Source organism: Megasphaera sp., assembly GCF_047831605.1.
In the GTDB taxonomy this organism is placed as follows: Bacteria; Bacillota; Negativicutes; order Veillonellales; family Megasphaeraceae; genus Megasphaera; species Megasphaera intestinihominis.
In genome coordinates this window covers 98,226-119,677 of the sequence record NZ_CP181255.1, presented here as the reverse complement: position 1 = coordinate 119,677, position 21,452 = coordinate 98,226, and the positions used below count along the sequence as shown (strand labels likewise).

The 21,452-nt window shown below is 53.3% G+C and carries 27 protein-coding genes; 5 read left to right on the top strand and 22 right to left on the bottom strand.

Annotated elements, in window-relative coordinates:
- Positions 1-228: 228 nt before the first annotated feature.
- A complete protein-coding gene (locus ACFWUB_RS00605; protein ID WP_416184002.1) occupies positions 229-1,152 on the bottom strand; it encodes a carbon-nitrogen hydrolase family protein in 924 nt (307 codons plus the stop codon).
- A gap of 155 nt (positions 1,153-1,307) precedes the next feature.
- Between ACFWUB_RS00605 and ACFWUB_RS00600 the strand changes: the two genes are divergently transcribed.
- The 3 genes from ACFWUB_RS00600 to ACFWUB_RS00590 are packed head-to-tail and all read left to right on the top strand — an operon-like array spanning position 1,308 to position 4,042.
- Entirely contained in the window at positions 1,308-1,910 is a 603-nt protein-coding gene (locus ACFWUB_RS00600; RefSeq protein WP_416184001.1) for an anthranilate synthase component II, read from the top strand.
- Entirely contained in the window at positions 1,903-3,297 is a 1,395-nt protein-coding gene (gene pabB, locus ACFWUB_RS00595; protein ID WP_416184000.1) for an aminodeoxychorismate synthase component I, read from the top strand. Before ACFWUB_RS00600 ends, pabB begins: the two co-directional genes overlap by 8 nt.
- On the top strand, positions 3,281-4,042 hold the full coding sequence (locus ACFWUB_RS00590) for an aminotransferase class IV (RefSeq protein ID WP_416183999.1): 762 nt from the start codon (positions 3,281-3,283) through the stop codon (positions 4,040-4,042). Before pabB ends, ACFWUB_RS00590 begins: the two co-directional genes overlap by 17 nt.
- Here ACFWUB_RS00590 and yfcE read toward each other — a convergent pair.
- The 3 genes from yfcE to ACFWUB_RS00575 form a co-directional block, all read right to left on the bottom strand.
- Positions 4,024-4,569, bottom strand: coding sequence for a phosphodiesterase (gene yfcE, locus ACFWUB_RS00585; RefSeq protein WP_072981310.1), 546 nt, complete (start codon positions 4,567-4,569; stop codon positions 4,024-4,026). The two genes, ACFWUB_RS00590 and yfcE, sit on opposite strands and share 19 nt — an antisense overlap.
- A complete protein-coding gene (locus ACFWUB_RS00580; RefSeq protein WP_020311139.1) occupies positions 4,570-5,679 on the bottom strand; it encodes an NADH:flavin oxidoreductase in 1,110 nt (369 codons plus the stop codon).
- A gap of 102 nt (positions 5,680-5,781) precedes the next feature.
- A complete protein-coding gene (locus ACFWUB_RS00575) occupies positions 5,782-7,254 on the bottom strand; it encodes a PLP-dependent aminotransferase family protein (protein ID WP_416183998.1) in 1,473 nt (490 codons plus the stop codon).
- 130 nt (positions 7,255-7,384) lie between these two features.
- Here ACFWUB_RS00575 and ACFWUB_RS00570 point away from each other — a divergent pair, with 130 nt between their 5' ends.
- Positions 7,385-7,996: a LysE/ArgO family amino acid transporter gene (locus ACFWUB_RS00570; protein ID WP_292282149.1), complete on the top strand. Its 612-nt coding sequence runs from the start codon at positions 7,385-7,387 to the stop codon at positions 7,994-7,996.
- Between the two features lie 64 nt (positions 7,997-8,060).
- Here the strand turns inward: ACFWUB_RS00570 and ACFWUB_RS00565 are convergent, their stop codons facing one another.
- The 17 genes from ACFWUB_RS00565 to ACFWUB_RS00485 all read right to left on the bottom strand — a co-directional run bounded on the left by ACFWUB_RS00565 (position 8,061) and on the right by ACFWUB_RS00485 (position 19,101).
- Entirely contained in the window at positions 8,061-8,426 is a 366-nt protein-coding gene (locus ACFWUB_RS00565) for a thiaminase I (RefSeq protein WP_020311136.1), read from the bottom strand.
- Positions 8,427-8,441: 15 nt separating this feature from the next.
- Positions 8,442-9,245, bottom strand: a complete 804-nt coding sequence (locus tag ACFWUB_RS00560) for an extracellular solute-binding protein (RefSeq protein WP_020311135.1) — start codon at positions 9,243-9,245, stop codon at positions 8,442-8,444.
- 216 nt (positions 9,246-9,461) lie between these two features.
- On the bottom strand, positions 9,462-10,139 hold the full coding sequence (locus ACFWUB_RS00555; RefSeq protein WP_020311134.1) for a TerC family protein: 678 nt from the start codon (positions 10,137-10,139) through the stop codon (positions 9,462-9,464).
- A gap of 414 nt (positions 10,140-10,553) precedes the next feature.
- The gene (locus tag ACFWUB_RS00550; protein ID WP_416183997.1) at positions 10,554-10,730 is read right to left on the bottom strand and encodes a hypothetical protein; all 177 of its coding nucleotides are present in this window, start codon (positions 10,728-10,730) and stop codon (positions 10,554-10,556) included.
- 93 nt (positions 10,731-10,823) lie between these two features.
- Positions 10,824-11,885: an RNA-guided endonuclease InsQ/TnpB family protein gene (locus ACFWUB_RS00545; RefSeq protein WP_416183996.1), complete on the bottom strand. Its 1,062-nt coding sequence runs from the start codon at positions 11,883-11,885 to the stop codon at positions 10,824-10,826.
- A 73-nt stretch (positions 11,886-11,958) separates the two neighbouring features.
- Entirely contained in the window at positions 11,959-12,852 is an 894-nt protein-coding gene (locus ACFWUB_RS00540) for an IS3 family transposase (protein ID WP_292298454.1), read from the bottom strand.
- Complete coding sequence (locus ACFWUB_RS00535) at positions 12,770-13,108, bottom strand: transposase (protein ID WP_020310576.1); 339 nt, start codon at positions 13,106-13,108, stop codon at positions 12,770-12,772. Before ACFWUB_RS00535 ends, ACFWUB_RS00540 begins: the two co-directional genes overlap by 83 nt.
- Before the next feature lie 55 nt (positions 13,109-13,163).
- Positions 13,164-13,385 carry a hypothetical protein gene (locus ACFWUB_RS00530; RefSeq protein WP_416183995.1) on the bottom strand — a complete coding sequence of 74 codons (222 nt, stop codon included), beginning with the start codon at positions 13,383-13,385 and terminating at the stop codon, positions 13,164-13,166.
- A gap of 301 nt (positions 13,386-13,686) precedes the next feature.
- Positions 13,687-14,151 carry a universal stress protein gene (locus tag ACFWUB_RS00525; RefSeq protein ID WP_416183994.1) on the bottom strand — a complete coding sequence of 155 codons (465 nt, stop codon included), beginning with the start codon at positions 14,149-14,151 and terminating at the stop codon, positions 13,687-13,689.
- Positions 14,148-15,284 carry an ABC transporter permease gene (locus tag ACFWUB_RS00520; protein WP_292298884.1) on the bottom strand — a complete coding sequence of 379 codons (1,137 nt, stop codon included), beginning with the start codon at positions 15,282-15,284 and terminating at the stop codon, positions 14,148-14,150. The genes ACFWUB_RS00525 and ACFWUB_RS00520 overlap by 4 nt, the downstream gene beginning before the upstream one ends.
- Positions 15,265-15,861 carry an HlyD family efflux transporter periplasmic adaptor subunit gene (locus tag ACFWUB_RS00515; RefSeq protein ID WP_292282266.1) on the bottom strand — a complete coding sequence of 199 codons (597 nt, stop codon included), beginning with the start codon at positions 15,859-15,861 and terminating at the stop codon, positions 15,265-15,267. Before ACFWUB_RS00515 ends, ACFWUB_RS00520 begins: the two co-directional genes overlap by 20 nt.
- A gap of 168 nt (positions 15,862-16,029) precedes the next feature.
- Positions 16,030-16,392: a biotin/lipoyl-binding protein gene (locus ACFWUB_RS00510; protein WP_292106559.1), complete on the bottom strand. Its 363-nt coding sequence runs from the start codon at positions 16,390-16,392 to the stop codon at positions 16,030-16,032.
- A 156-nt stretch (positions 16,393-16,548) separates the two neighbouring features.
- Positions 16,549-17,106, bottom strand: coding sequence for a DUF6198 family protein (locus ACFWUB_RS00505; RefSeq protein ID WP_416183993.1), 558 nt, complete (start codon positions 17,104-17,106; stop codon positions 16,549-16,551).
- Positions 17,019-17,255 (bottom strand): hypothetical protein, encoded by a 237-nt coding sequence (locus ACFWUB_RS00500; RefSeq protein WP_416183992.1) that lies wholly within the window; start codon positions 17,253-17,255, stop codon positions 17,019-17,021. The genes ACFWUB_RS00505 and ACFWUB_RS00500 overlap by 88 nt, the downstream gene beginning before the upstream one ends.
- A 2-nt stretch (positions 17,256-17,257) precedes the next feature.
- Entirely contained in the window at positions 17,258-17,686 is a 429-nt protein-coding gene (locus tag ACFWUB_RS00495) for a MarR family winged helix-turn-helix transcriptional regulator (protein ID WP_020311350.1), read from the bottom strand.
- Positions 17,687-17,897: 211 nt separating this feature from the next.
- On the bottom strand, positions 17,898-18,350 hold the full coding sequence (gene mscL / locus ACFWUB_RS00490; protein WP_302420845.1) for a large conductance mechanosensitive channel protein MscL: 453 nt from the start codon (positions 18,348-18,350) through the stop codon (positions 17,898-17,900).
- A gap of 145 nt (positions 18,351-18,495) precedes the next feature.
- Positions 18,496-19,101 (bottom strand): methyltransferase family protein, encoded by a 606-nt coding sequence (locus ACFWUB_RS00485; protein ID WP_014016580.1) that lies wholly within the window; start codon positions 19,099-19,101, stop codon positions 18,496-18,498.
- A 178-nt stretch (positions 19,102-19,279) separates the two neighbouring features.
- On the opposite strand from ACFWUB_RS00485, the gene ACFWUB_RS00480 reads away from it, so the two are divergent.
- A complete protein-coding gene (locus ACFWUB_RS00480) occupies positions 19,280-20,017 on the top strand; it encodes a vWA domain-containing protein (RefSeq protein ID WP_292282264.1) in 738 nt (245 codons plus the stop codon).
- 3 nt (positions 20,018-20,020) lie between these two features.
- Here the strand turns inward: ACFWUB_RS00480 and fumC are convergent, their stop codons facing one another.
- The gene (gene fumC, locus ACFWUB_RS00475) at positions 20,021-21,406 is read right to left on the bottom strand and encodes a class II fumarate hydratase (RefSeq protein ID WP_020724000.1); all 1,386 of its coding nucleotides are present in this window, start codon (positions 21,404-21,406) and stop codon (positions 20,021-20,023) included.
- Positions 21,407-21,452 lie beyond the last annotated feature (46 nt).

Genomic DNA, 21,452 nt, shown 5'->3' with positions numbered 1-21,452 from the left:
TAAAAAAAGAGAATAGAACGATGAAATAGAATAAAAAAAGAGAGCTGTCGCACAAAGCCGAAATGGCTTAATGCGACAGCCCCTTTTAAGTGGTTAGTAGCTAGTGGTTAGTGGTTAGCGGATGGTTTTAAATTTAAAGCAATCGCTTCAAACATCATACATCAAACTTCAAACATAAAAGAGAACGTGGCCTCGCATGATGGCAGAAACCTTCACGCGACACCATCCCTACTCATGCACGATGAGTTCCAAGATGTCTGGTCGGGTGTAGTGGCCGGCGGCATCGAATTCCATGTGACGCAGGACCACTTGATCCATATCCAAGTCGGCGTAGATTATGGCTTCCTGGTCCCACACGGGTTCTGTGACGTAATGGCCGCACGGGTCGATGATGCAGCTGCCGCCACGGCAGGCTGTGTCATTCAATTTGGCAACGGCTGCGCTTTCAACCAAATCGGCGGGGTACATGTCCTTGGTGAAATACTGGTCTACGTTGAAGACGTAGCAGCGCCCTTCGATGGCGATGTGTTTGACCGTATCCTGCCATTCTGGGTTATCGTTCGTATTCGGTGCCAAATAGAGGCTGACGCCCTTCTGGTAGAGGGCCGTCCGGGCCAGGGGCATGTAGTTTTCCCAGCAGATGAGCGAGCCCATGGGCCCCCACGGCGTCTGGACGACGGGGAAATACGTGGCTGGCTCATGCGAGTCGGCCCAGATATAGCGTTCGGCACCGGTCGGCTTGATTTTCCGGTGGTGTGAAACGAGTTTCCCTTCCGGTGAAAAGACGACATTGCTGCAGTACAGGGAATACGTCGTTTCGTCGCGTTCGGTAATGCCCAGGCTGACATAGGCCCCGGCTGCTTGGGCCGCAGCGGCTACATCCTGCAGGTCTTGGCGGACGACGACGGCCTGGTCATAATAGCGCTTCCAGTCTGCCCGTTCAGCATCCGACCGGCTGCCGACAGTAAAGCCGAAAGTCAGGCCATAGGGATAACATGGGACCAGCGACTCCGGAAAGACGATGAGCTGTGCCCCATTCCGACCGGCTTCTTCGATTTGATGGACGACCTTCTGCAGCGTCGCCTGTTTATCGAAAAATACAGGCGCAGCCTGTACGATAGCGGCGCGCAGTTTCTTTTCTAAATTTCGCATAACGAATCCCCCTCATTTCTTTTTCCTTAGTATACCGCAATTTGTAAAAATGTGCTATACTGATTCAGTCCACAGTTTACGGACCTATAAGGATAACGACTGTGCAGTTTTCGGGCTGCCGTCGTTATCCTTTTTTATTGTATAAAGGAGGGCGTATGTATCTGCTCATCGACAATTATGATTCTTTTACCTACAATCTAGCCGATTTATTCGCTGAAACGGGACGCGACGTAAGTGTTTACCGCTGTGACCAGATAAGCCCGGCTGAGATTGCCACCTTGAAACCGCAGGGATTGATTATTTCACCTGGACCGAAACGGCCAGAAGACGCCGTCCATTCTCTGTCCATTGTCCGCGCTTTCTGCCACACCCTGCCCATCTTGGGCGTCTGCCTGGGGATGCAGATCCTGGCTTATGCCGCCGGGGCTGTCGTCACCCGTGGGAAACGCCCTATGCATGGGAAAGTCACGGCGATTCACCATCGTGGCCGGGGCCTCTTTCAGGACCTGCCGGAAACCTTCCAGGTCACACGCTATCATTCGCTGGTGGTCCAACCGGAAACGCTGCCCGCCGTTTATACCATAGACGCAGTCAGTGATGACGGCGCGGTCATGGCCTTGTCCCACCACAGCCGGCCGCTCTATGGGCTGCAGTTCCATCCCGAAGCCGTCTTATCCGAATATGGCAGGGAACTGATAACAATGTTTTGCCGCTTGGCCGAATCCAGCCTGGAGAAAGCAGGTGACTGTCATGACTGAGCCGCTCATCTGCCATTCCCCCTTTCCCTATACGGCCAGCCAGCTCTTCGCCCTCTTTGCCGATGAAAGAGATGCCGTTTTCCTCGATTCGTCGCTGACCAACCACTTGGGGCGTTATTCCATCATCGGCCTCGTGCCCTACCATAGGGTAAGCGTAGAACAAGGCCAGCTGAAGATTGATGGAAAAGCTCGTGAAGGAACGGCTGAAACGTACCTTAAAACCTATTTGAAAAAGCATTACCAGGCCAATCCGACAGACCTGCCCTTGACGGCCGGAGCCATTGGTTATGTCAGCTATGACTACGGACTGGCACGCTATGGGATGAAGTCCCACCACGCCCCTGCCTTTCCACTGCCCGATATGAATTGGGTCTTTTACGATTTCTTCATCATCGAACATCGGCAAAGCCATGCCGTATGGTTTGCCGCCAATGGGCAGACAATGCCAGCCGAGGCTCTCTTAGCACAGATGAAAGAAAAAATCCGGACTCGCCTTCAGGAAAGGTCCTTTCCACGTACTGGCGAAAATCCCCGATATGCCATAACCGTCCAACCCGACAGTACTCGTGAAGACTATCAAAGGGCTTTGAAAAAGCTCAGGAATTATATTGTCGCCGGCGACGTTTACGTAACGAATTTTACCAGTACGTTTCATGTCCGGAGCCACTGCCCGCCGTACACCTTCTTTTCCCGTCTGCGCCGGGATAATCCGTCGCCATTTGGAGCTTATTTACAATACGGAGCCTATCAAATCATCAGTGCTTCCATGGAGCGGCTGCTGTGCCTGCGCGATGACCAGATTGAAACGCGTCCCATCAAGGGCACGCGGCGCCGCGGCAAGACGCCTGCAGAAGATAAAAGGCTGCGGCAGGAACTGGCTCAATCGCAAAAGGACCAGAGTGAATTGCTGATGATTGTCGATTTAGAGCGCAATGACCTGCACAAAATCTGCCGTCCTGGCAGCGTGTCCGTTCCGACGCTGTTTGCCATCGAGCCGTATGCCACGGTTTTCCATTTAATCGCCGGCGTAACAGGGGCTCTACGGCCAGGGAAGACGGCCATCGACGCCTTGACGGCACTCTTTCCAGGTGGGTCCATTACAGGCGCGCCGAAACAGCGGGCTATGGAAATCATCGACGAATTAGAATTCAGCCGGCGCCAGCTTTATACAGGGACGATTGGCTACCTGTCCTTAGACGGGAACTGTGACTTAAACATCGTCATACGGACGGCCGTCCACCACGATGATCAATATACCATCGGCGTCGGCGGCGGCATTACGGCAGAATCCGACGAGGCTTTTGAATACGAAGAAATCTGGCAAAAAGCCAAAGCCTTGCTCAGTGCTTTGAAAGGAGACACTTTTAATTATGAATCTTATCTTTGATGACGGCTACCAATTCGGTCTGGGAGCTTTTGAAACCATCCCCATCTATCAAGGCCGGCCAGTCTGGCTGGAGGCTCACGAAAGGCGTTTGCGGCATACCTTGGAATATTTAGGGATTGAGCTTTCTTTTGATTGGGAACATCGTTTGTGGGAGTATGTGTATAGCATGGGTAAGGGAGATTGGGTATTGAAAATACTTGCTTCCGATAAAAATATAAATTTTACATCCCGTGCCAATCCATATGCATCTATGACCGTCCGCCCTGGTTATGTCATCGCCTTGTCGTCAATCCGCCGCAATGAAACGTCGCCCTTAGTGCGGCACAAGACCTTTAATTATGGCGACTCGATGTTAGCCAAACGACAGGCCCGGGCCGAAGGTATTGACGAACCGATTTTCTGCAATATGCAGGGCCAATTAACAGAAGGCGCTGTCAGCAATCTATTTTTTATAAAAAACGGGCGGCTTTATACGCCGCCCGTAAAGGCCGGATTACTGCCAGGCATCATCCGGTCTTATCTCTGTCAATGTTATGATGTCATCGAAAAGCCCTTGTATCCGGAAGATATCGAGACTTTCGACGAGTGTTTCCTAACCAATTCCCTCATGGGGCTCATGCCAGTCCGCCGCTTTGGCACCGTCGCCTTTCCTGTATCCTCAGAAACGCAGACGGCCGCCTTATTCCGCCGTTATGAAGCAGATAGGAACCATCCCTTCCCTGGATGCTATAAGACGAGCTGGTGAAAGGTCTGGCCGGCCATGTCCTTCCAGGTGAAGGTGGCCCCTTCCCAGAGGAGATAGCTGTGCGGGCTATTTTCCTTGGGAAGCGATGTCGAACCGGGATTCAAATAATAGTTATCTTGGCCGAAGGGCTGCCAGACCGGGACATGGGTATGGCCATGGAGCAGGATGTCGCCAGGTTGCATGGGCGGCAGGGATTCCAGGTTGTAACGGTCGCCATGGGTCGCATAGACGAGGCGGCTGCCCTGGGTCAGGATAGCATAGGTGGCCATGATGGGAAATTCCAGTACCATTTGGTCTACATCGGCGTCACAATTTCCACGGACACAGAAGATGGAGTCTTTGACTTCGTTGAGCATGGCAAAGACTTCCTTCGGGGCATAGTCTTTGGGCAAGTCATTGCGCGGTCCGTGATAGAGGATGTCGCCGAGCAGGACCAGGCGGTCAGCCCCTTCCCGCTTCCAGGCGTCGAGCATACGGCGGCAGTAATAAGCCGAGCCGTGGATATCTGAAGCAATGAAGAATTTCATTTATTTCGCCCCTTTCTTGGCATCGATGGCGGCAAAGACCGTACAGTAGTTGCCTTCCGGCGTCCGGCATTTCGAGCAGTGGACACAGCGGGCCGGCCGCAAATCGCCCTGGTTCCAGCGGCGGACCAAACCCGGTTCCGATAATAAGGGCCGGCTCAGGCCGATACCGGCCAGTTTCGATGTCTTCAAGGCCGTTTCCATCTGCCGCGGGTCCTTGAAGCCGCCCGTTACATAGACAGGGACGCGTACGGCGTCGGCTATGTCTTTGGCATAATCGAGGAAATATCCGCCGTCGCGGATGACGTGGCCATCCCATTCCAGGCCGATTTCCTGCTGGGCCTTGCCGTGGATATTGCCGCTCACTTCGATGGCGTCAATACCAGACTGCTGCAGGCGCCGGCAGATATCCAGCGAATCTTCAAAGGTCAGGCCGCCTTCAAAGAAATCGGAACAGGTAATCTTGATCCAGATGGGGAAATGCGGGCCCGCTGCCTGACGGATAGCCGCGATGATATCGCCGACGATACGGTAGCGATTGGCCGGCGAACCGCCATAGGCATCGCAGCGCCGGTTGTAATAGGGACTGAGGAACTGATTGAGCAGGTACGAATGGCCGCCGTGGATTTCGACAGCATCGAATCCGCTGTCGCGGACGCGCTTGGCCGCCTGGGCATATTCGCCGATGAGGTGCTGGATATCGGCCGGACTCATGGCGACACCGACAGTCCCGGTCTTTCGTTCCGGCACGGCTGACGGCGAAAAGATAGTCCGCCCTTCCCGCTCAAAGGTCGTCTTGGTCCCGCCATAGGCGATCTGCATCATGATCTTCGCCCCATAGGCATGGACGCGCCGGGTTAACTCCTGATACTGCGGGATAAAGGCATCGTCATAAATGCCCATCATGCCGGCGTTGGGCCGGTCTTCCCCATCGACGCGGGCATAGCCCGTACAGATCAGGCCCACTTCGTTCTTGGCCAGCTGGTCGTAGATGCGGTACTGTTTTTCCGACATATAACCCTTGGCATCGGCCAAGGCTTCCCACGTCGCACTGCGGAGGATGCGATTGCGCACGGGCATCCCGGCGATGACGGCATGTTCCAATAATTTCATATATATAATCCCCCTTTTTTATCGATTAGTTAGCCACTAGCCACTAATCCAGTATACGAATTTTTTGCTGAAACTGCAAGGCTGAAGGCTTAACGGTATCTTTCATCCTTCCAGCGAACGGACAACCACAGCCAGCTGACTGACAGCCTGGCGGAATTCTTCCGGCGTCGTATAGGCATAGGACAGGCGCAGAGACTGGGTGTGGCGGCTGGAATAGATATCGCCGGGATTGATGAGGACGCCAGCCGATACGGCTTTGCGGAAGAGCAGTTCCATGGGAAGTCTGCTGCGGAAGGTAAGCCAAATATAAAAACCGCCCTGCGGCACCTGCCAGTCTGCCATGTCCGCAAAGACTTCGGACAAGGACTGACAGGCTGCCTGGCAGCGCCGCTGCAATTCACAGCGCAGCCCATCCAGATACTGTTCATAACGGCCGCTGGTCAAGAACCGGGCCAAGACTTGCTGAGACAGGGAGCTGGCGCCATAGTCGATCTGCATCTTGACGTCGCCCAAACGCTGTACGACCGGTTCCGGCGCTATCATCCAGCCGATGCGCAGCCCGGGCGCCAAAGATTTGGAAACACTCCCCAAATAGAGGACCCGGCCGCCAGGGTCCAGGCTTTTCAGAGATGGCGGCGGCGTTCCGTCAAAGGTCAGTTCTTCATATGCCCCGTCTTCAATGATGGGCAGGTCATAGCGGCTGCATAATTCCAGGAGCTGGATGCGGCGTCGGCGGCTTAGGGTCCGGCCTGTCGGATTGTGGTTCGTCGGGATGGTATAGAGGACGCTGTTGCCCCTATCTGAAGACTGGCGCAAGTGCTTTTCCAGGGCTTCCAGCGACAGGCCCTGGTCGTCCATGGGCAGGCCGCAGAGGCGAAGATGGGCAGACTGGAAGACCTGGAGCGATTTGACATACGTCGGGTCTTCGACGTAAACCGTCGCCCCGCCGCGGAGAAGCCCTGCCGATATGAGCTGGAGCCCCTGTAGGGCGCCAGACGTAATCAGGATGGACGACGGCGCCACGATTGAATTCCGCTTTCTGGCATACCCAGCCAGAGCCTGACGCAGGGCGAGCATCCCCAACGGCTCGACATAGCCCAGGGAGGTAATGGCATCGGCCACATCCCGCAAAGTCTGGCGGAAGGCATCCTGCGGGAACAGCCTGGGGTCCAGTTCGCCCGTACCGAGACGGACCAGGCGGTCATCGAACTCCAGGGTATTGATGGCCTGGACGACTTCCTGATTGGCCCGGAAATAGCCAGCCGTCATGTAACGGTTCCAATCCGGCTGAACCGGCAGGCGCAGGGACCAGGCCGTACTGGCTATGACCGTCCCCTGGCTGCCCCGGCCCTGGAGTACGCCCGCTTCCAATAGCGGCTTCAGAGCCTGGTTCAGAGTACTCCGGTTCACCTGGAAATGCCGGGCCATCTCGCGCTGAGACGGCAGGCGCGTCCCAGCCGGCCATTCACCGCTTTCCATTTTTCCATACATCCATTCGAGGATTTGCCGGTATACGGGCACGGCCTGCGCCGGGTCGGGATGCCATTCGATTTGCACGGGAATATGCCGCTTCATCACATCGTCTCCTTTTTGGTTGGTATAATTCACATCGCTTTGGCTGGTTGGAATCCGGCATAGCTCTGTTATACTGTGATTATACCATACGAACCAACTTTCTTTGGTTGGAAAAGAAGGAGGCTTTTTTATGTTCTTTTTCCAAGGCCTGACCATGGGACTGGCTTACGTCGCTCCCATTGGCATGCAGAATCTCTTCGTCATCCATTCAGCGTTATCCCATTCCCTGCGCCGCGCCGTCGTGACAGCGCTCATCGTCTTGTTCTTCGACATCAGTCTGTCGCTGAGCTGTTTTTACGGCATCGGCAGCCTGCTGGATCATCTTCCCTGGCTCAAAGCGGTCATTCTGGGCGCAGGTACGCTGCTCATCCTCTACATGGCCTATGGCATGATTCGCCAGGTACCGGATGCGCTGACCCTTAAAGGTCAGCCGGCCTCTCTGGGCCAGACCGTTTCCAAAGCCTGTATCGTCACCTGGATGAATCCTCAGGCCATTTTAGACGGCACGATGCTCCTCGGCGCCTTCCGCATCACCCTGCCTGCCGCCGAAGCCACGACCTTCCTGACCGGTGTCCTCCTGGCATCGGGCCTGTGGTTCCTCTCGCTCACGGGCTGCGTCGCCGCCTTCCGCCACGCCATGACACCCCGCATCCTGCGCACCATCAACGTCCTCTGCGGCACCGTCCTCATGCTGTACGGCCTCCATTTAGGCTATACCTTCGTGCAGTTCTTTCAAATCTGAGACGGATTCTCCATGATATGGAGGATTTCTGCATCGGTATGAGCCACACCTTGATTACCAAACTTTACTGATTTTTCAACCCTTTTTCGATAACGGGCCCGACTTTAGCTTCCCATGCAGCAAAATCTTTTGTTCCCGTCATGACATGCCACGATTTAGCACGATATAAATGCCGGTACAACTTCTGATAATTCGGGTCCGACGCAGCCAATTCCTGCATGACGTCCCGACGAGCCGCTAAGAGATACTGCGGTACGCCTTCTTTCGAAGCCGGTTTCAGGGCGGCCATCATGAAAGGCTTAGAAGTCAATAAGGCAACTAATTTTTTAGCCGGTTCCACCTTATTCACTGGAATCTGGGAAGAGATGCTGACGTAATCAACATAGGCCGTCGCTACATCGGGATGTTCACAGCTGGAAATGGCCTTCACTTCTGTATAATTACCCTACCCGAAGCGGACAATGGCACTCATCGCTTCCGGATAGGCATACAACGCCCGGCCATGGCCCTGGGCAAACCATTCAGCCCGCGTAAATTCATTGCCATCGTCATAACGGCCCGTCGCAGTGCCCGTCATCGCGTACAATTCCTTCAAATACTGCATGGCATCTGCTTGAACGTCTCCCATGGCCTGCACGGGAACGACCTTTCCTGTATGGTCCTGAAGAATATTATAGTACTTCATTTCATTATTTAAGCTGAAATCAGCGATGACACCTTCGTCTCGTCCGGGAAGCAATGCCTGGGTCTTCCGTGGACCGATGGCTTCATAAAGCTGTTGCATCGTCTGGACACGGGATACGGCATGATCCTCTTTGTGGTAAAACAGCGTATCCATGCAGACCATCTGCGGGATGCCGTAATACGTTCCCCGAGAGTACCCCTGTTCTAACGTCCAGTCTGGATAGGCAGAGCGGGCTGGAATGGTTTCTCCTAAGGGATAAAGCAGCCCTTTTTCTATATATTGCGGCGCATAAAGGCCATCGAAGACAAAAACATCACTTTTCGGTTCTTCAAAATAGCAATCCCAATCGACGAAACGCAATGTCACATCGGGTTCGATATTCTTCCATTGCGCAGTTAAAGCCGTTTCAAAGGCCTTAATATCAGGAACATAGCGGAACAATCCTACGGTCAGCACCTTTTTGTCTATCTCCGTTCCCTGTCCCGGTTCACTGGCCATCCCTGTCACCACAGTCATCATGGAAAAGGCCAGGCTTAAAATGATACGAAATAATCGTTGTCTCATATGCTTATCCCCTTCAACATAAATTAGCCAGCAGGCAAAGCCCTGCCAGCCAATTTACATTGTAGCATATGTCATCATGCGTAGTCACTTTTACTTTATAGTTTGGAGCACAGAGTTTGTAGTTTACAGAGAAACCTTTTAAATTTAAAACCATTCGCTAACTGCTAACCGCTGACTGCTAAAAAAGCACTGTCTTCATGCGACAGTGCCTTTTTATTACTGTACAGCTCGTTTCCGGCTCATCCACAGGCCGATGGCGATGACACCGGCAGCTAGTACGGCCTGAAGGGTCATGGGTGCCCAGGCACCGGCGATTTGCTGCATCAGGGTCCCCAAGATTTTATCGTGGCCGATCATGGAACCAGCTGTCCAGCCCAGCAACCCGGCGCCGGCATAGAGGATGACCGGGAAGCGGTCCATGAGCTTGCCGATGACCGTACTGCCGCCGACGATGATGGGGATGCTGATGAGGAAGCCGCAGGCGACGAGGAGGAAGCTGCCGTGCGAAGCCCCGGCGATGGCCAGGACGTTGTCGACGCCCATGGCTGCGTCGGCGATGATGATGGTCTTGATGGCTCCCATGAGGCTGTCCGAAGCCGTCACGTTCTCATCGTGTTCTTCCGGAATGAGCAATTTCACAGCAATGGGCAGCAGGATGAGGCCGCCTAAGGCCTGTAAAAAGGGAATCGTCAACAGCCAGACGGCGATGAGGGTCATGACCAGACGGATGACGACAGCGCCGCCGGTCCCGATGAGGATGGCTTTGCGGCGCAGATTGGCCGGCAGTTTATTGGCCGCCATGGCGATGACGACGGCATTATCGCCGCCGAGGAGGATATCCAGTAAAATGATAGAGCCTAAAGCCATGAAAAATTGCATCGATAAGATTTCCATAATATACCTCTTTCTCTGAAAAACAAAAGAGACTTCCGCATGGTATCAGCAAAACTGGTATCATGCGAAAGTCTCACCCATTGCGATAGCAACGCTGCCACCAGCCGGTCAATGACGGCACGATGTTGATGACAACTGACGAGAGGTTACTCCCCTTCGCGATTCGATTGTAGGCTAATTATAACAGGCAATTCGTTCTTTGTCAATATCGTTTCTTCCCGTTTCATGATATAATAAAAGAAAACACAGAGGAGGCATCATCATGAAATGGGCTTTTTCCCTTCTGTAAAAGGGCTCCATGCCTGTATTTGTGTCCCCTGTGTCACAAGTGCCTGCTGGAGCTCTTTTCGTCTGTAATAGATGTGGCACTCGACTTGGTTGACCATGGGGATAACATCACAGCTTCCGATAAAATCAAGATATTCCCGAGCATTGAACGGTCTGCAACCGGGCCAGCGATTCTTCGATGCCCTGCCAGGCCAGCTCATAACCGGCCCGGGTCTGGCACAGTTTCGTCGTAATGAAGACATCCTCCCGGCGAAGGCCGCTTTCGGCCACAGCCTGGCCGACGATGGCCTCGTTATCGTACATGTGGGCCGTATCGATGAGACGGTAGCTGAACCTCTCCCGCTTATAGAAGCGGGAGATTCTTGAGAAGGTTGCTGTTTAAGTTTCCTCCTGAAATCAGGATAGCCTTATTCTCAAAGGGCTGTCCAAAAGCCCCTTACACAGTCCCTCGAAATCGAAGTTCTGCTTATTTTTACGGAGTATGTTGGCAGCGCCCTTGATGTCGGCATTGGCCGTCCTGCCGTTGGCGAAACGGTACAGGCCGCGCCGGATTCGTTTCCCACTGAACGTTCCTGTATAGGGTGTATCCGGCTGGTATACGGGAATGTTGTCCAAATCCAGGCAGCTGGCCTGAGAGGTATACGATTCTTCCTGTTCCAGATAGGTTATCCCATAGCGTTCACACAGGTGTTTCAAGGTACTACGAAGATAGCTCAGACTGATTTGAGTGAAATGCTGATTCATCACTTTGCCCAGCTTTAGTCCTCGTTTAAAATCGCGATTATAGCCGCAAACAATGGTACCTATCTGATGGTCAATGCAGAAATTAACAATGTAACGGGCTGTCTTGCAAAGGATGTCCTTCATCCGGAAATTGCGTTTCTTCGCTAACTGACAGAGCTGGTTCGTCGTCTTCCGGCCCTGCTTGGCGGCAATGCTTTGGAGTCTGGCTTTGCGTTTGTTCCAATACTGGTTGATAGATTTGAGTTTACGACCGTCCATGAGGAACGACGTCCCCGTATTGGTAACGCAGGCGGCCAGATTGTCCAGCCCTAATTCGATAGCCAGGATACGTTCTGGCGAGGTTTTCACCGGCTCTGGTTCCTGTAAGTAGCCATACTGAATCTTGAAATACCGTCCACCATACATGGGACAGATACGGATTTCCTGAATTGTCTTATCCTTCAGCCTGTCGGGAACAGGAATCCGAATCCGATGTCCATTATGGCGTTTCATATATTCACGGCTCATCGGCACTGTTAAGAAGCCATTCTTAATGGTAATAGCGTTCGTCGACAAGATGAGATTGAAGAGACCGCCTTTTTCACGATAGTGTGGCAGGCAGACAACCTTTGAACCATAGTCACCTGACTTGACTTTCTGCAAAAGCCCGAAAAAAGAACGAAAACTTCGGTCGGCCATCTTCAATATCTGCTGGGCGACACCGGCCTGTAACAAGCCATAGTTTATAATGGGCCCCTTGTCAAGACCACGTTCTAAAATTTTAAGAGTGGCAGTAAGCAGAATTATTCTAAGCAGCGAAGCAAGCAAAGTAAAACTCGTTGGGAACCTTGTAGCCTAATGCCTCGTGGGGCCGTATGTTGTTGTAATCATCTACGTATTGGTTAATCAGACGTCGAAGCTCTCTTGGGGTGCGATATTCGTTCGGATAGAGCTGCTCCGTTTTGAGGCTACGGAACCAACGTTCAATCATGATGTTGTCTGCCCAGCGGCTCCTGCCGTCCATACTTTGACGGATATTGAGGTTACGAAGCAGATTCTTGTAATCATCACTGGTAAACTGGCTGCCTTGATCTGAATTGATAATGGCTGGAACGCCGCATGCTTTAACGGTTTCCGTCACGGCATGAATAACAGATTCTGCTTCCAGACTGTCTGAAAGATAGTGGCCGACCAACCGCCTGCTATACCAATCAATTATTGCAGTTAGGTACATATGCCCATGCGGCATCGGAATATAGGTGATGTCAATGGACCACACCTGGTTTGGAAAAGACACGGTATAATCGCGCAACAGATAAGGCACAATAGACTCCTTGAAATTGCGCTTGGACAGGTTAGGCTTAGGATAAATAGCATAGATGCCCATCTTCAGCATAAGTCGCCGTACTGTCTTGCGACATACTGAAAAACCTTCTTCTTGCAGTTTGGCAACAATCTTACGAGAGCCTAGGTAGGGACACCTGGTATGCCAGTGGTCGATACGTTCCATTAACGATTCATCAAGCCTAACAGCAGCTTGGTTTGGTCCTGTAGGTGTGTAATATAGGCCGGAACGGTTCAGTCCCAGTAATTCGCACTGACGACGTATGGAAAGGCCGTTATCCTTTCTGATCATATTCCGGGATTCTTGGGATGGCCTCCCCAGCTTGGCGAAAGCAGTCCTGAAGAAAGTCGCGCTCAAGCGTAAGCTGACCGATGGTCCTTAGCATCTGGTCATTCTTTTTCTTCAGATCGTCCTCCTTCCTCTGAACGGCCTTACGCTCAGAATCTGCACCAAAGGCAAGATGGGCATTTTGCAGGAATTCTTGCTTCCATTTTCTGACCATGTTTGGGTTCAGGCCGTTTTCAGAACAGATGACATTGAATTCCTTGTCGCCTTGAAGAATTGACAGAACAATCTTGGTCTTAAATTCAGAAGTGTACTTTTTTCTTGGCATGATAGCATCCTCCAATTTTCGTTACTTAATACTATATCATGCACTCTTAAAATTTTCAGTACTGGTCTGAATTCACAGGCCCATTATAGTTTTCATTTTCCTTGCAGATGGGGTAATTTTCTTCGTACCGCAAGAATTGCTGGGTATCGAAGTAATGCTGCCGAATCGTATAGACCGCTACATTGTACAGGTTATTGCTGTATTGGCACATTTCCCGGAGCATCGTATACTCTTGTTTCGACAAGCCACGGATGACATTCGATTGCGTCAAGTACATCTGGAATCCACCTCCTCTGTTATCTACCATTATACCGTAGACGTAGTGAAAAGGCTAAGATGGAAAATACATAGGGTGAATTTCGCAGGCATCGAACCTGCGAAATCCATCGCCATTTGATGCCCTTACCTAAGAGGGAGGAGTCTTCTGGCGAAACTGTGATAAAATAGAGCGGAGCTGTCACAGGAAGCAAATTCTGCTTTCTGTAACAGCTCCGCTATTTTGAAATCCTTACTTCTTCAAGGAATCCTGGCAAGTCTGGTATCTAGGTAAGATTTGGTACGCATAAGGCCCTGCGCCTTTATTTCATGATTAAAATCGGGACCTGACTGCGCAGGAGGACGTAGTTGCTGACGCTGCCCAGGAGGATTTTCTTTAAGCCCGACAGACCGCGGTTGCCGATGATGATCAGGTCCGTCGGGTGATCTTCGCTGTATTGGACGATGTTCTTGGCCGGGTCGCCGATTTGGACGATGTTCTTGGCCGGGTCGCCGATTTGGACGACGGCCTGGACGTGGATTTCCTTGGGGATGCTGGGCATCAGCTTGAGCAGGATTTGATAGCCTTTTTCCTTCAATTCTCCCGGGACGTAGCCGCCGGTACTGACTTGTTCAAAGGAGCTGATTTCCTTATTCATATCGACGACGGTCAGCAGCGTCACCTGACTGCCGCATTTTTCGGCCAGGTATACGGCCTTTTCTAAGGCTCTGACAGACGGTTCCGAACCGTCGACAGGGACCAGGATGTGCTGAAATTCTTCCATCATGCATGTTCCTCCTTCTGCCGTGCCAGTTCTTTCTGCCGGGTCCCATAGAAGACGAGGCAGAAGACGATAATGAGGCAGGCGAAATAAATGAGAAAGCCGCCGAATTCCGGAGCGATATCCCAGAAACCGGCGCCGCGCAGGGTAATGTCGCGGGTAAATTCATATTCCCAGGTCAGCGGGAAAAAATGAGCGAAATAGCGGACCCACAGGCTCTGTTCCATGAGCGGGCTCGTCGCCCCGCCGAGGATGAAGCCCATAGGGATGAATAAGATCATGCGGCTGGCGGCGACGCCGGGATTGGCCGCGTTCCAGCCAAAGAGCAGGCTCATGACGCCGACGGCCGGGATATAGAAGCACTGGGTCAGGAAAAAGAGCCAGACACTGCCGGCAAAGGCCATATCGTTCAAATAGTGGAGAATGACCATGCCGACGGTCAGGGCCGTCATCAAGCAAGCGCAGTATGGGACGAGGCGGGACAGGATGGCAAAGGGCGTCCCCTCTTCCATGGTCTGGGCCAGCTGGCCCGTCATGCGCAGGCGGGGAATCATGCCAATGGTGGCAAAGGTAAAGAACATGGACGAAAAGAAGAAGAGAAAGCCCTGGACTTCGTCGTTATTCGCCGCCGACCCCTGGGGATTGAAGAGGAGCCGGTCGCGCAGGGTGATGCCCCGTTCGGCCCGCGATGTCTCAGGCGCACTGAGTTTGTTGTTCTCTTCGGCTACGATAGTATTGAGGGCTTCCATGATGTCCGCGTTCTGGGCGATGCTGGTATTGTCATAAAAGACGCCGATCTGGCCTGCTGCATCGCTGTAGCGGTTCTTTTCCAGGTCCTTGGGGAAATAGACGACGGCAGCAAAATGGTCGCGGTAAAATAAGACCTTGGGGTTGACAGCACTGTGAAAGACCGTGTTGATGTCGATATAGGGCGACGCATCCATTTCCTGGATGAGTTCATGGCTGTACTTGGAATTATCCAGGTCGATGACGGCCACCGGCGCTTCTTTGATAAAGTTATTCCCAAGCAGGACCGTGAACAGGACGGCACAGACGACGGCGACCAGCATGGCGACTTTTTCATAGGGCATGCCCATGCCGGAAAAGAGGAAGGCGATTTCATGTTTCAGGGAGTTCATGATCCGTCACCTCGATAGTCTGGCCCGGCCGGACAGCCTGGCCTGGGTCGGTATAAATACGGATTTGGAAAGCCGTCAAATCGGCCTGCCCTTTTTCCCGGGTTTCCTTCAAATCGGCAAACCCCGGCGCCTGGGTGATGAAGCGGATCGTCCCGGCAATGGGCTGGCCATCGGATACGGCGACACCGGCCAGGGCCTGGCCTTCATGGAGATGGACGGCCTGCTTTTCACTGACATAGATATCGTAATACTGGCGCTTACTTTCCAAGAGGATGACCGGCGTGTCGGCCTGGACGATTTCCCCCTGCTTGGCCAGGAGCTTGAGGACTTTCCCGTCTTCCGGCGCCCGCAGGGTCAGGCGGTCTTTCTGGACTTCCAGCTGCTGGAGCCGGACCTGGAGCTGATTGCGCTGCTGGACCAGCGATTCCCGGTCGTGACGCTTGTTGGCAATGGTCTGCCGCTGTTCTTCGATCTGCGGCAGCTGGAGGGAATCACTGTCTCCCGTATCGACGGCACCGCCCAATAATTTCGATAAGGCCTGTTGCTGCTGGTTCATATTGGCCTGGGCTACGGACAAAGCCGCCTGGGAATCGTCAAAATCAGCCTTGACAATGGCTCCCTGGCGATACAGCGACGATTTACGGTCATAATCACGCTGAGCATTGACCAGCGTTGCCGTCGCCGAATCGATGGCTGCTCGCTGCTGGTCGAGCTGGCGCCGGCTTTCTTCCTGCGACGTATCGGTCTAGACAAAGCCGATGGCGATAGTCCCTTCCATCGACTGGATCTGGGCGTCGAGCTGAGCTATCTGAGCCTGGGTCTTGGCAATATCCAAGTCAACGTCGGTACTGTCGAGCTGCATGAGGATGTCGCCGGCCTTGACCTCCTGTGATTCCTGGACAGCTTCGTTCACCATCTTGCCACTTACGGACTGAAAAGAAACCTTGACCTGCTCTGCCGTCAATATCCCGTCCTTATTGGCGATACCCTGGGCCACGGCATCATTTCCCTTATACATGAGCAGGACACCACCTGCCAGGAGGATGCCGATGAAAAAGAGGCCCAGGCGCCATGCCCGCTTTGGCAGATGCACTGTTTGTCCCTTCATGGTAATCAATCCTTTCTCTCTATTATAATTAGCCAACTAACTACATAGGTGAATCAAGAGGTTACGCTCCATTATAGCGTAACCGTATCCGAACACATTGATTAGCTTGTTAATTATAATTATATGCCCGAAAAAGAATAAAGTCCAGTCCCTGAATCAGGACTGGACTTCTTTGGACAAAGCTCGGGCCGCCTTGGTTTCATCCTCCAAGGACAGCCGGGCCAGGCGTTCGATGAAAAAGACGCGGCGATTGAAGAAATTGACGAAGTGCCCGACGAGCATGGCCGACACCAGCGTGCCGACGCCAAGGCCGGTCAGGGTCCCCAGGCCGCCGTAAAGGGTCGACAAGATGACGGCAATGGTGACCATAGTCGAATCGAAGGCGACTTTCGTCGAGCCCATCCGCCATTTCCCCGTCTGGGCAATGGCCTTGACGGCCCCGTCGCCAGGCACCATCAGGACCTGCGACGCCACTTCGATGCAGATGCCGAAGGCCAGGGTCGCACAGCCGGCCACTAAGAGAACTGCGGCAAAAGGCCAGTTCAGTCCCTGTAATCCTGCCATGGCGTGCATGAAAAAGTCGATGGCTGCGCTGAAGACGAAGTTAATGGCAATCTGCAGCAGCTCTACGGGCCGGAACTGGCGCGCAGCAGGGCAATCTGCAAGACGATGAAGGCCATGTTGAGGACAAAGGTCAGCTGGCCGAAGGTCCACGGCGTATAGAGGCTGACGACGAGGGGCACGCTGGAAATGGGCGACGTCCCCAGGCTGGCGACAGTAATCAAGTCGATGCCGAAGGCCGTCATCAAGATACTGCAAAGAAATACACTGACCCGTATTTTCAAATGATGCATATGACGCATACTCAATCGCCCCACTTCTTTTCATTCTCCATAATGCGATGAAACGTCGCCATGAACTGCTGGCGTGCTTCCGGCTCGATGCCCTGCCACATTTCATCGTCGATGCCATAAATGACCTCACGGATCCGCTTGGCCTTTTCCCAGCCCGTTTCCGTCAGGAAGATGGCCACGCCCCGCTGGTCTTCAGGCCGCGTTTCCTTGCGGATGAGGTCCAGCTTTTCCATGCGCTTCAGCAGGCTGGTCACCGTCGACTTGTCGATGATGCATTCCCGGCTGATATCCTTTTGGCTGGCGCCGTCATGGAACCACAAATATTCCAGTATCTTAGGCTGACCGGGCATGAGCCCTTCCCGCTTGATGCGGCGGCCGATTTCCCGGTTCGACCGGTGGAACCCTAACAACAGTAAAATATGCAACGCTTCTTCGTCCATGGCGATTCCCCTTTTAATTAGTTTTAATTCCAACTACATTCCTTATTATATCGCAAGAAGGAGAAAAGTCAACAGGGCGCCCCTTACGAGGGGCGCCCACTCCAGGACATGTACGATTTACCAACCACTTTGCTAGAAAAATCCTCCATATTCTGAGACGGGCTCGCCACGTGCGAGCCCCTACAAACTGCAAAATAACATCGGTCTGCAATCAATGAGCCGTTTCGGCAGCAGGCAGTTCGCTGGTGCAGTGCGGGCAGCGGGTTGCATCGTCCGCGATGGGCTGGCGGCAGAACGGGCAGAGCCGCGGTTCTGGAGCCGGTTCCGGTTTGGGCAGGAAGCGGTTCAGCTGTTTGAGGACCATGAAGATGGCAAAGGCGATAATCAGGAACTCAATGACCGTGTTGAGAAAGGAACCGTACGCAATGACAGGGATCCCGGCGGCTTTCGCTTCGGCCAGGGAATCGACGTGTTCTGTGCTCAAAGGGATGAAGAAGTCCGAAAAATCAATCCCGCCGAGGAGGACCCCAAATGGGGGCATAATAATGTTGTTGACCAGTGACGTGACGATTTTCCCAAAAGCTCCGCCGACGACGACACCGACTGCCATGTCCAGCACGTTCCCACGCATGGCAAATTCTTTGAATTCCTTGATGATGCCCATGTTTTCCACTCCTATCTGTGGTGTAAAAAATAAATTATAAAAAAATAGGGACTCGCATGATGGCAGAAACCGTCGTGCGAGTCCCTATTCATCATAGCGGAAAAAGGGCAAGCTGACAATGATTTTTTGTTTTTGTTATATTTATTTAATAAAGCGACAGGAGCTGCGGCAACAGGCCTGATTCCTGTATGGCTTCGATACATTCCAGGATGCCGACGGCCAGGACGAACCAGAGGACGTCGCCGGCAGCGTGGCGGAAAACTTTCGGTTTGACTGTATATTCCTTAGGTTCATGGTAGAGCGACCATTTCGGGAAAAACCGAGGCACTTCCCGGATGTAGGCGCTGTACGGTTCCCCGAAGAGGCGGTGCAGCCGGGCTTCTTCCGTATGGATGACCGGGATGTACATGACGGCGAAGAGGAGGACCAGCAGCACCGTCAGGGTCAGCGATTCCGTGCACAGACCGACGCCGATGCCGCCGAGGAAGCTGAAGAAATACAACGGATTCCGGCAGACCGAGTACGGCCCTTCGCGGACCAGGACGTCATTCTTATAGCCGGCAATATACTGGGCGCACCACATGCGGCCTGCCATGGCGGCGCCGACGCAGAGACAGCCCACGAGGAATAAGATGCCCGAGATATACGGGGCCGTGACATCCAATTCCTTTTGCGAGAACATGAATAAAAATAAAAACAGAAGCCCAATGACTTGGGAAATACGGGTGCGGTAATGGTCCAGAAAATACATGGTGACTCCTCCTCTTGTCCTAATTGATAAGGCCAGTATAACGGTCATTTCTAACGAAAGATTAGGCAAAAGTTAAAGGAGTTATAAAGATTTGTGAACAGACTGCGTATTCTTTGTAACAACTTTTATGATACAATAAAAGAAACGTCATTCGTCCATTTTTAAGGAGGCATCTGCCATGTTCAAAAAATTACTCATATTTACCCTCAGCGCCCTGCTCTGCTGCGGCGCGGCTGTCGCGGCCGACACGACGACCATGACCGACAAGGCCCGCCAGGCTGAAACACAGTCCCTGCCGTCGACGATCAAACATCTCGACCTGGTCCTGGTCCTCGATAAGAGCGGCTCCATGTATGGCCTGGAAAGCGATACTATTGGCGGCTACAACGCCATGATTGCCAAAGAAAAAGACCTCGACGTCGACACCAAGGTCACGACGGTCCTGTTCAACAATAAAGTCGACATCCTGACGGACCGCAGCAACATTAACAGCCTGTCGGACATGACAACCAAGGATTACCGCGTCGGCGGCTCGACGGCTCTCCTCGATGCTGTAGGCAACACGATTGCCAAGATTTCCGACACGCCGGGTATTTCTGACAAAGATCATAAGGTCATCTTCGTCATCATCACGGACGGACAGGAAAATGCCAGCACGGAATATTCCAAGGCGACGATCCAGAAAATGATTTCCGATAAAAAAGCCCAAGGCTGGGACTTCATTTTCCTCGGAGCCAATATCGACGCCGCTTCGGAAGCCCAGAACCTGGGTATCGATGCCGACCATGCCGTCAAGTACCGCAATACATCGACGGGCGTCCAGAAGAACTTCGCCGCCATTGCCGCTTATACGCGCAGTGCCGTCCAGCAGCAAGACGACGACTCCTGGAAAGATAACATCGAAAAGGATAAGTAAGGCTTATTTCAAACCTGCCAATTTGGCCGGGTCCATGGCTTTGTCGAACTGCTCTGCCGTGACCCATCCCGTCTTCAGGGCTGACTCTTTCAGGGTCAGCCCTTCTTTGGCTGCCTGTTTGGCAATGGTGCAGGCCTTGTCATAGCCGACGAGGGGCACCAGGCCCGTGACCAGGATGAGCGAGTTGTAGAGGTTGGTCGCAATCCGTTCGCGGTTCGGTTCGATGCCGACGACGCAGTGCTTGCGGAAGGAATCCATGCAGTCCGTGAGCAGGCGGATAGACTGGATCAGGTTGTAGGCGATGACGGGCATGAAGACATTGAGCTCGAAGTTCCCCTGGCTGGCGGCGATGCCCAAGGTCGCGTCGTTGCCCATGACCTGGACGGCGACCATAGTGACGGCTTCGCACTGCGTCGGGTTGACTTTGCTGGGCATGATGGAGCTGCCCGGTTCATTTTCGGGGATACGGATTTCGCCGATGCCGCAGCGCGGTCCCGACGACAGCCAGCGGACGTCATTGGCGATCTTCATGAGGTCACAGGCCAGGGCCTTGAGCATGCCGTGGACGACGACGAGTTCATCCTTACTGGTCAGGGAATGGAACTTGTTCGGCGCCGTATGGAAGGTCGTGCCCGTCAGCTGGCTGACGATTTCGGCAAAGCGCACATCGTAGCCTTTCGGGCAGTTGATGCCCGTGCCGACGGCCGTGCCGCCCATGGCCAGGTCGCGGAGGAAATCGACGCCCTGGACCAGCATATCCCGGTCGCGCTGAACCATGCGGGCCCAGCCGCTGAATTCCTGGCCCAGCGTCAACGGTGTGGCATCCTGCAAGTGGGTCCGGCCGATCTTGACGATGTCCTTGAAGGCTTCCTGTTTGGCCCGGAGCGCCTGATAGAGGGCTTCCATGGCGGGGAACAATTTTTCTTCGATGAGCAGGACGCCGACCATATGCAGTCCCGTCGGGAAGGTATCGTTCGAGCTCTGGGAATGATTGACGTGGTCATTGGGATGGACGTTCAAGTCCTTGCCCTGGGCCTGTAAAATCTGCTTGGCCCGGTTGGCGACGACTTCGTTGACATTCATGTTGAACTGCGTGCCGCTGCCGGTCATCCAGACGGCCAGAGGGAAATTGCCGTCGAGCTTGCCGGCCAGGATGTCATCGCAGGCCTGGACGATGGCGTCGGCCCGGTCGCCGTCGACGACGCCCAATTCCTTGTTGGTCAAGGCAGCAGCCTTCTTCAAATAGGCAAAGACCGTGACCATTTCAGGCGGAATTTTTTCCGTGCCGATCTTAAAATTCTCGAAACTGCGCTGTGTCTGGGCACCCCAGAGTTTATCAGCCGGGACTTTGATTTCTCCCATCGAATCTCTTTCTATACGGTATTCCATGAAAACCTCCAATCAGATTATATAAAACATAGCGGACTCAGGCGGG

Bases quoted from the DNA above. Each gene is read 5' to 3' on its own strand.
- ACFWUB_RS00605 (WP_416184002.1), bottom strand. From the start codon at position 1,152: ATGCGAAATTTAGAAAAGAAACTGCGCGCCGCTATCGTACAGGCTGCG.
- ACFWUB_RS00600 (WP_416184001.1), top strand. From the start codon at position 1,308: ATGTATCTGCTCATCGACAATTATGATTCTTTTACCTACAATCTAGCC.
- pabB (WP_416184000.1), top strand. From the start codon at position 1,903: ATGACTGAGCCGCTCATCTGCCATTCCCCCTTTCCCTATACGGCCAGC.
- ACFWUB_RS00590 (WP_416183999.1), top strand. From the start codon at position 3,281: ATGAATCTTATCTTTGATGACGGCTACCAATTCGGTCTGGGAGCTTTT.
- yfcE (WP_072981310.1), bottom strand. From the start codon at position 4,569: ATGAAATTCTTCATTGCTTCAGATATCCACGGCTCGGCTTATTACTGC.
- ACFWUB_RS00580 (WP_020311139.1), bottom strand. From the start codon at position 5,679: ATGAAATTATTGGAACATGCCGTCATCGCCGGGATGCCCGTGCGCAAT.
- ACFWUB_RS00575 (WP_416183998.1), bottom strand. From the start codon at position 7,254: ATGAAGCGGCATATTCCCGTGCAAATCGAATGGCATCCCGACCCGGCG.
- ACFWUB_RS00570 (WP_292282149.1), top strand. From the start codon at position 7,385: ATGTTCTTTTTCCAAGGCCTGACCATGGGACTGGCTTACGTCGCTCCC.
- ACFWUB_RS00560 (WP_020311135.1), bottom strand. From the start codon at position 9,245: ATGAGACAACGATTATTTCGTATCATTTTAAGCCTGGCCTTTTCCATG.
- ACFWUB_RS00555 (WP_020311134.1), bottom strand. From the start codon at position 10,139: ATGGAAATCTTATCGATGCAATTTTTCATGGCTTTAGGCTCTATCATT.
- ACFWUB_RS00550 (WP_416183997.1), bottom strand. From the start codon at position 10,730: ATGTACGATAACGAGGCCATCGTCGGCCAGGCTGTGGCCGAAAGCGGC.
- ACFWUB_RS00535 (WP_020310576.1), bottom strand. From the start codon at position 13,108: ATGCCAAGAAAAAAGTACACTTCTGAATTTAAGACCAAGATTGTTCTG.
- ACFWUB_RS00530 (WP_416183995.1), bottom strand. From the start codon at position 13,385: ATGTACTTGACGCAATCGAATGTCATCCGTGGCTTGTCGAAACAAGAG.
- ACFWUB_RS00525 (WP_416183994.1), bottom strand. From the start codon at position 14,151: ATGATGGAAGAATTTCAGCACATCCTGGTCCCTGTCGACGGTTCGGAA.
- ACFWUB_RS00520 (WP_292298884.1), bottom strand. From the start codon at position 15,284: ATGAACTCCCTGAAACATGAAATCGCCTTCCTCTTTTCCGGCATGGGC.
- ACFWUB_RS00510 (WP_292106559.1), bottom strand. From the start codon at position 16,392: ATGAAGGGACAAACAGTGCATCTGCCAAAGCGGGCATGGCGCCTGGGC.
- ACFWUB_RS00500 (WP_416183992.1), bottom strand. From the start codon at position 17,255: ATGCGTCATATGCATCATTTGAAAATACGGGTCAGTGTATTTCTTTGC.
- ACFWUB_RS00495 (WP_020311350.1), bottom strand. From the start codon at position 17,686: ATGGACGAAGAAGCGTTGCATATTTTACTGTTGTTAGGGTTCCACCGG.
- mscL (WP_302420845.1), bottom strand. From the start codon at position 18,350: ATGGGCATCATCAAGGAATTCAAAGAATTTGCCATGCGTGGGAACGTG.
- ACFWUB_RS00485 (WP_014016580.1), bottom strand. From the start codon at position 19,101: ATGTATTTTCTGGACCATTACCGCACCCGTATTTCCCAAGTCATTGGG.
- ACFWUB_RS00480 (WP_292282264.1), top strand. From the start codon at position 19,280: ATGTTCAAAAAATTACTCATATTTACCCTCAGCGCCCTGCTCTGCTGC.
- fumC (WP_020724000.1), bottom strand. From the start codon at position 21,406: ATGGAATACCGTATAGAAAGAGATTCGATGGGAGAAATCAAAGTCCCG.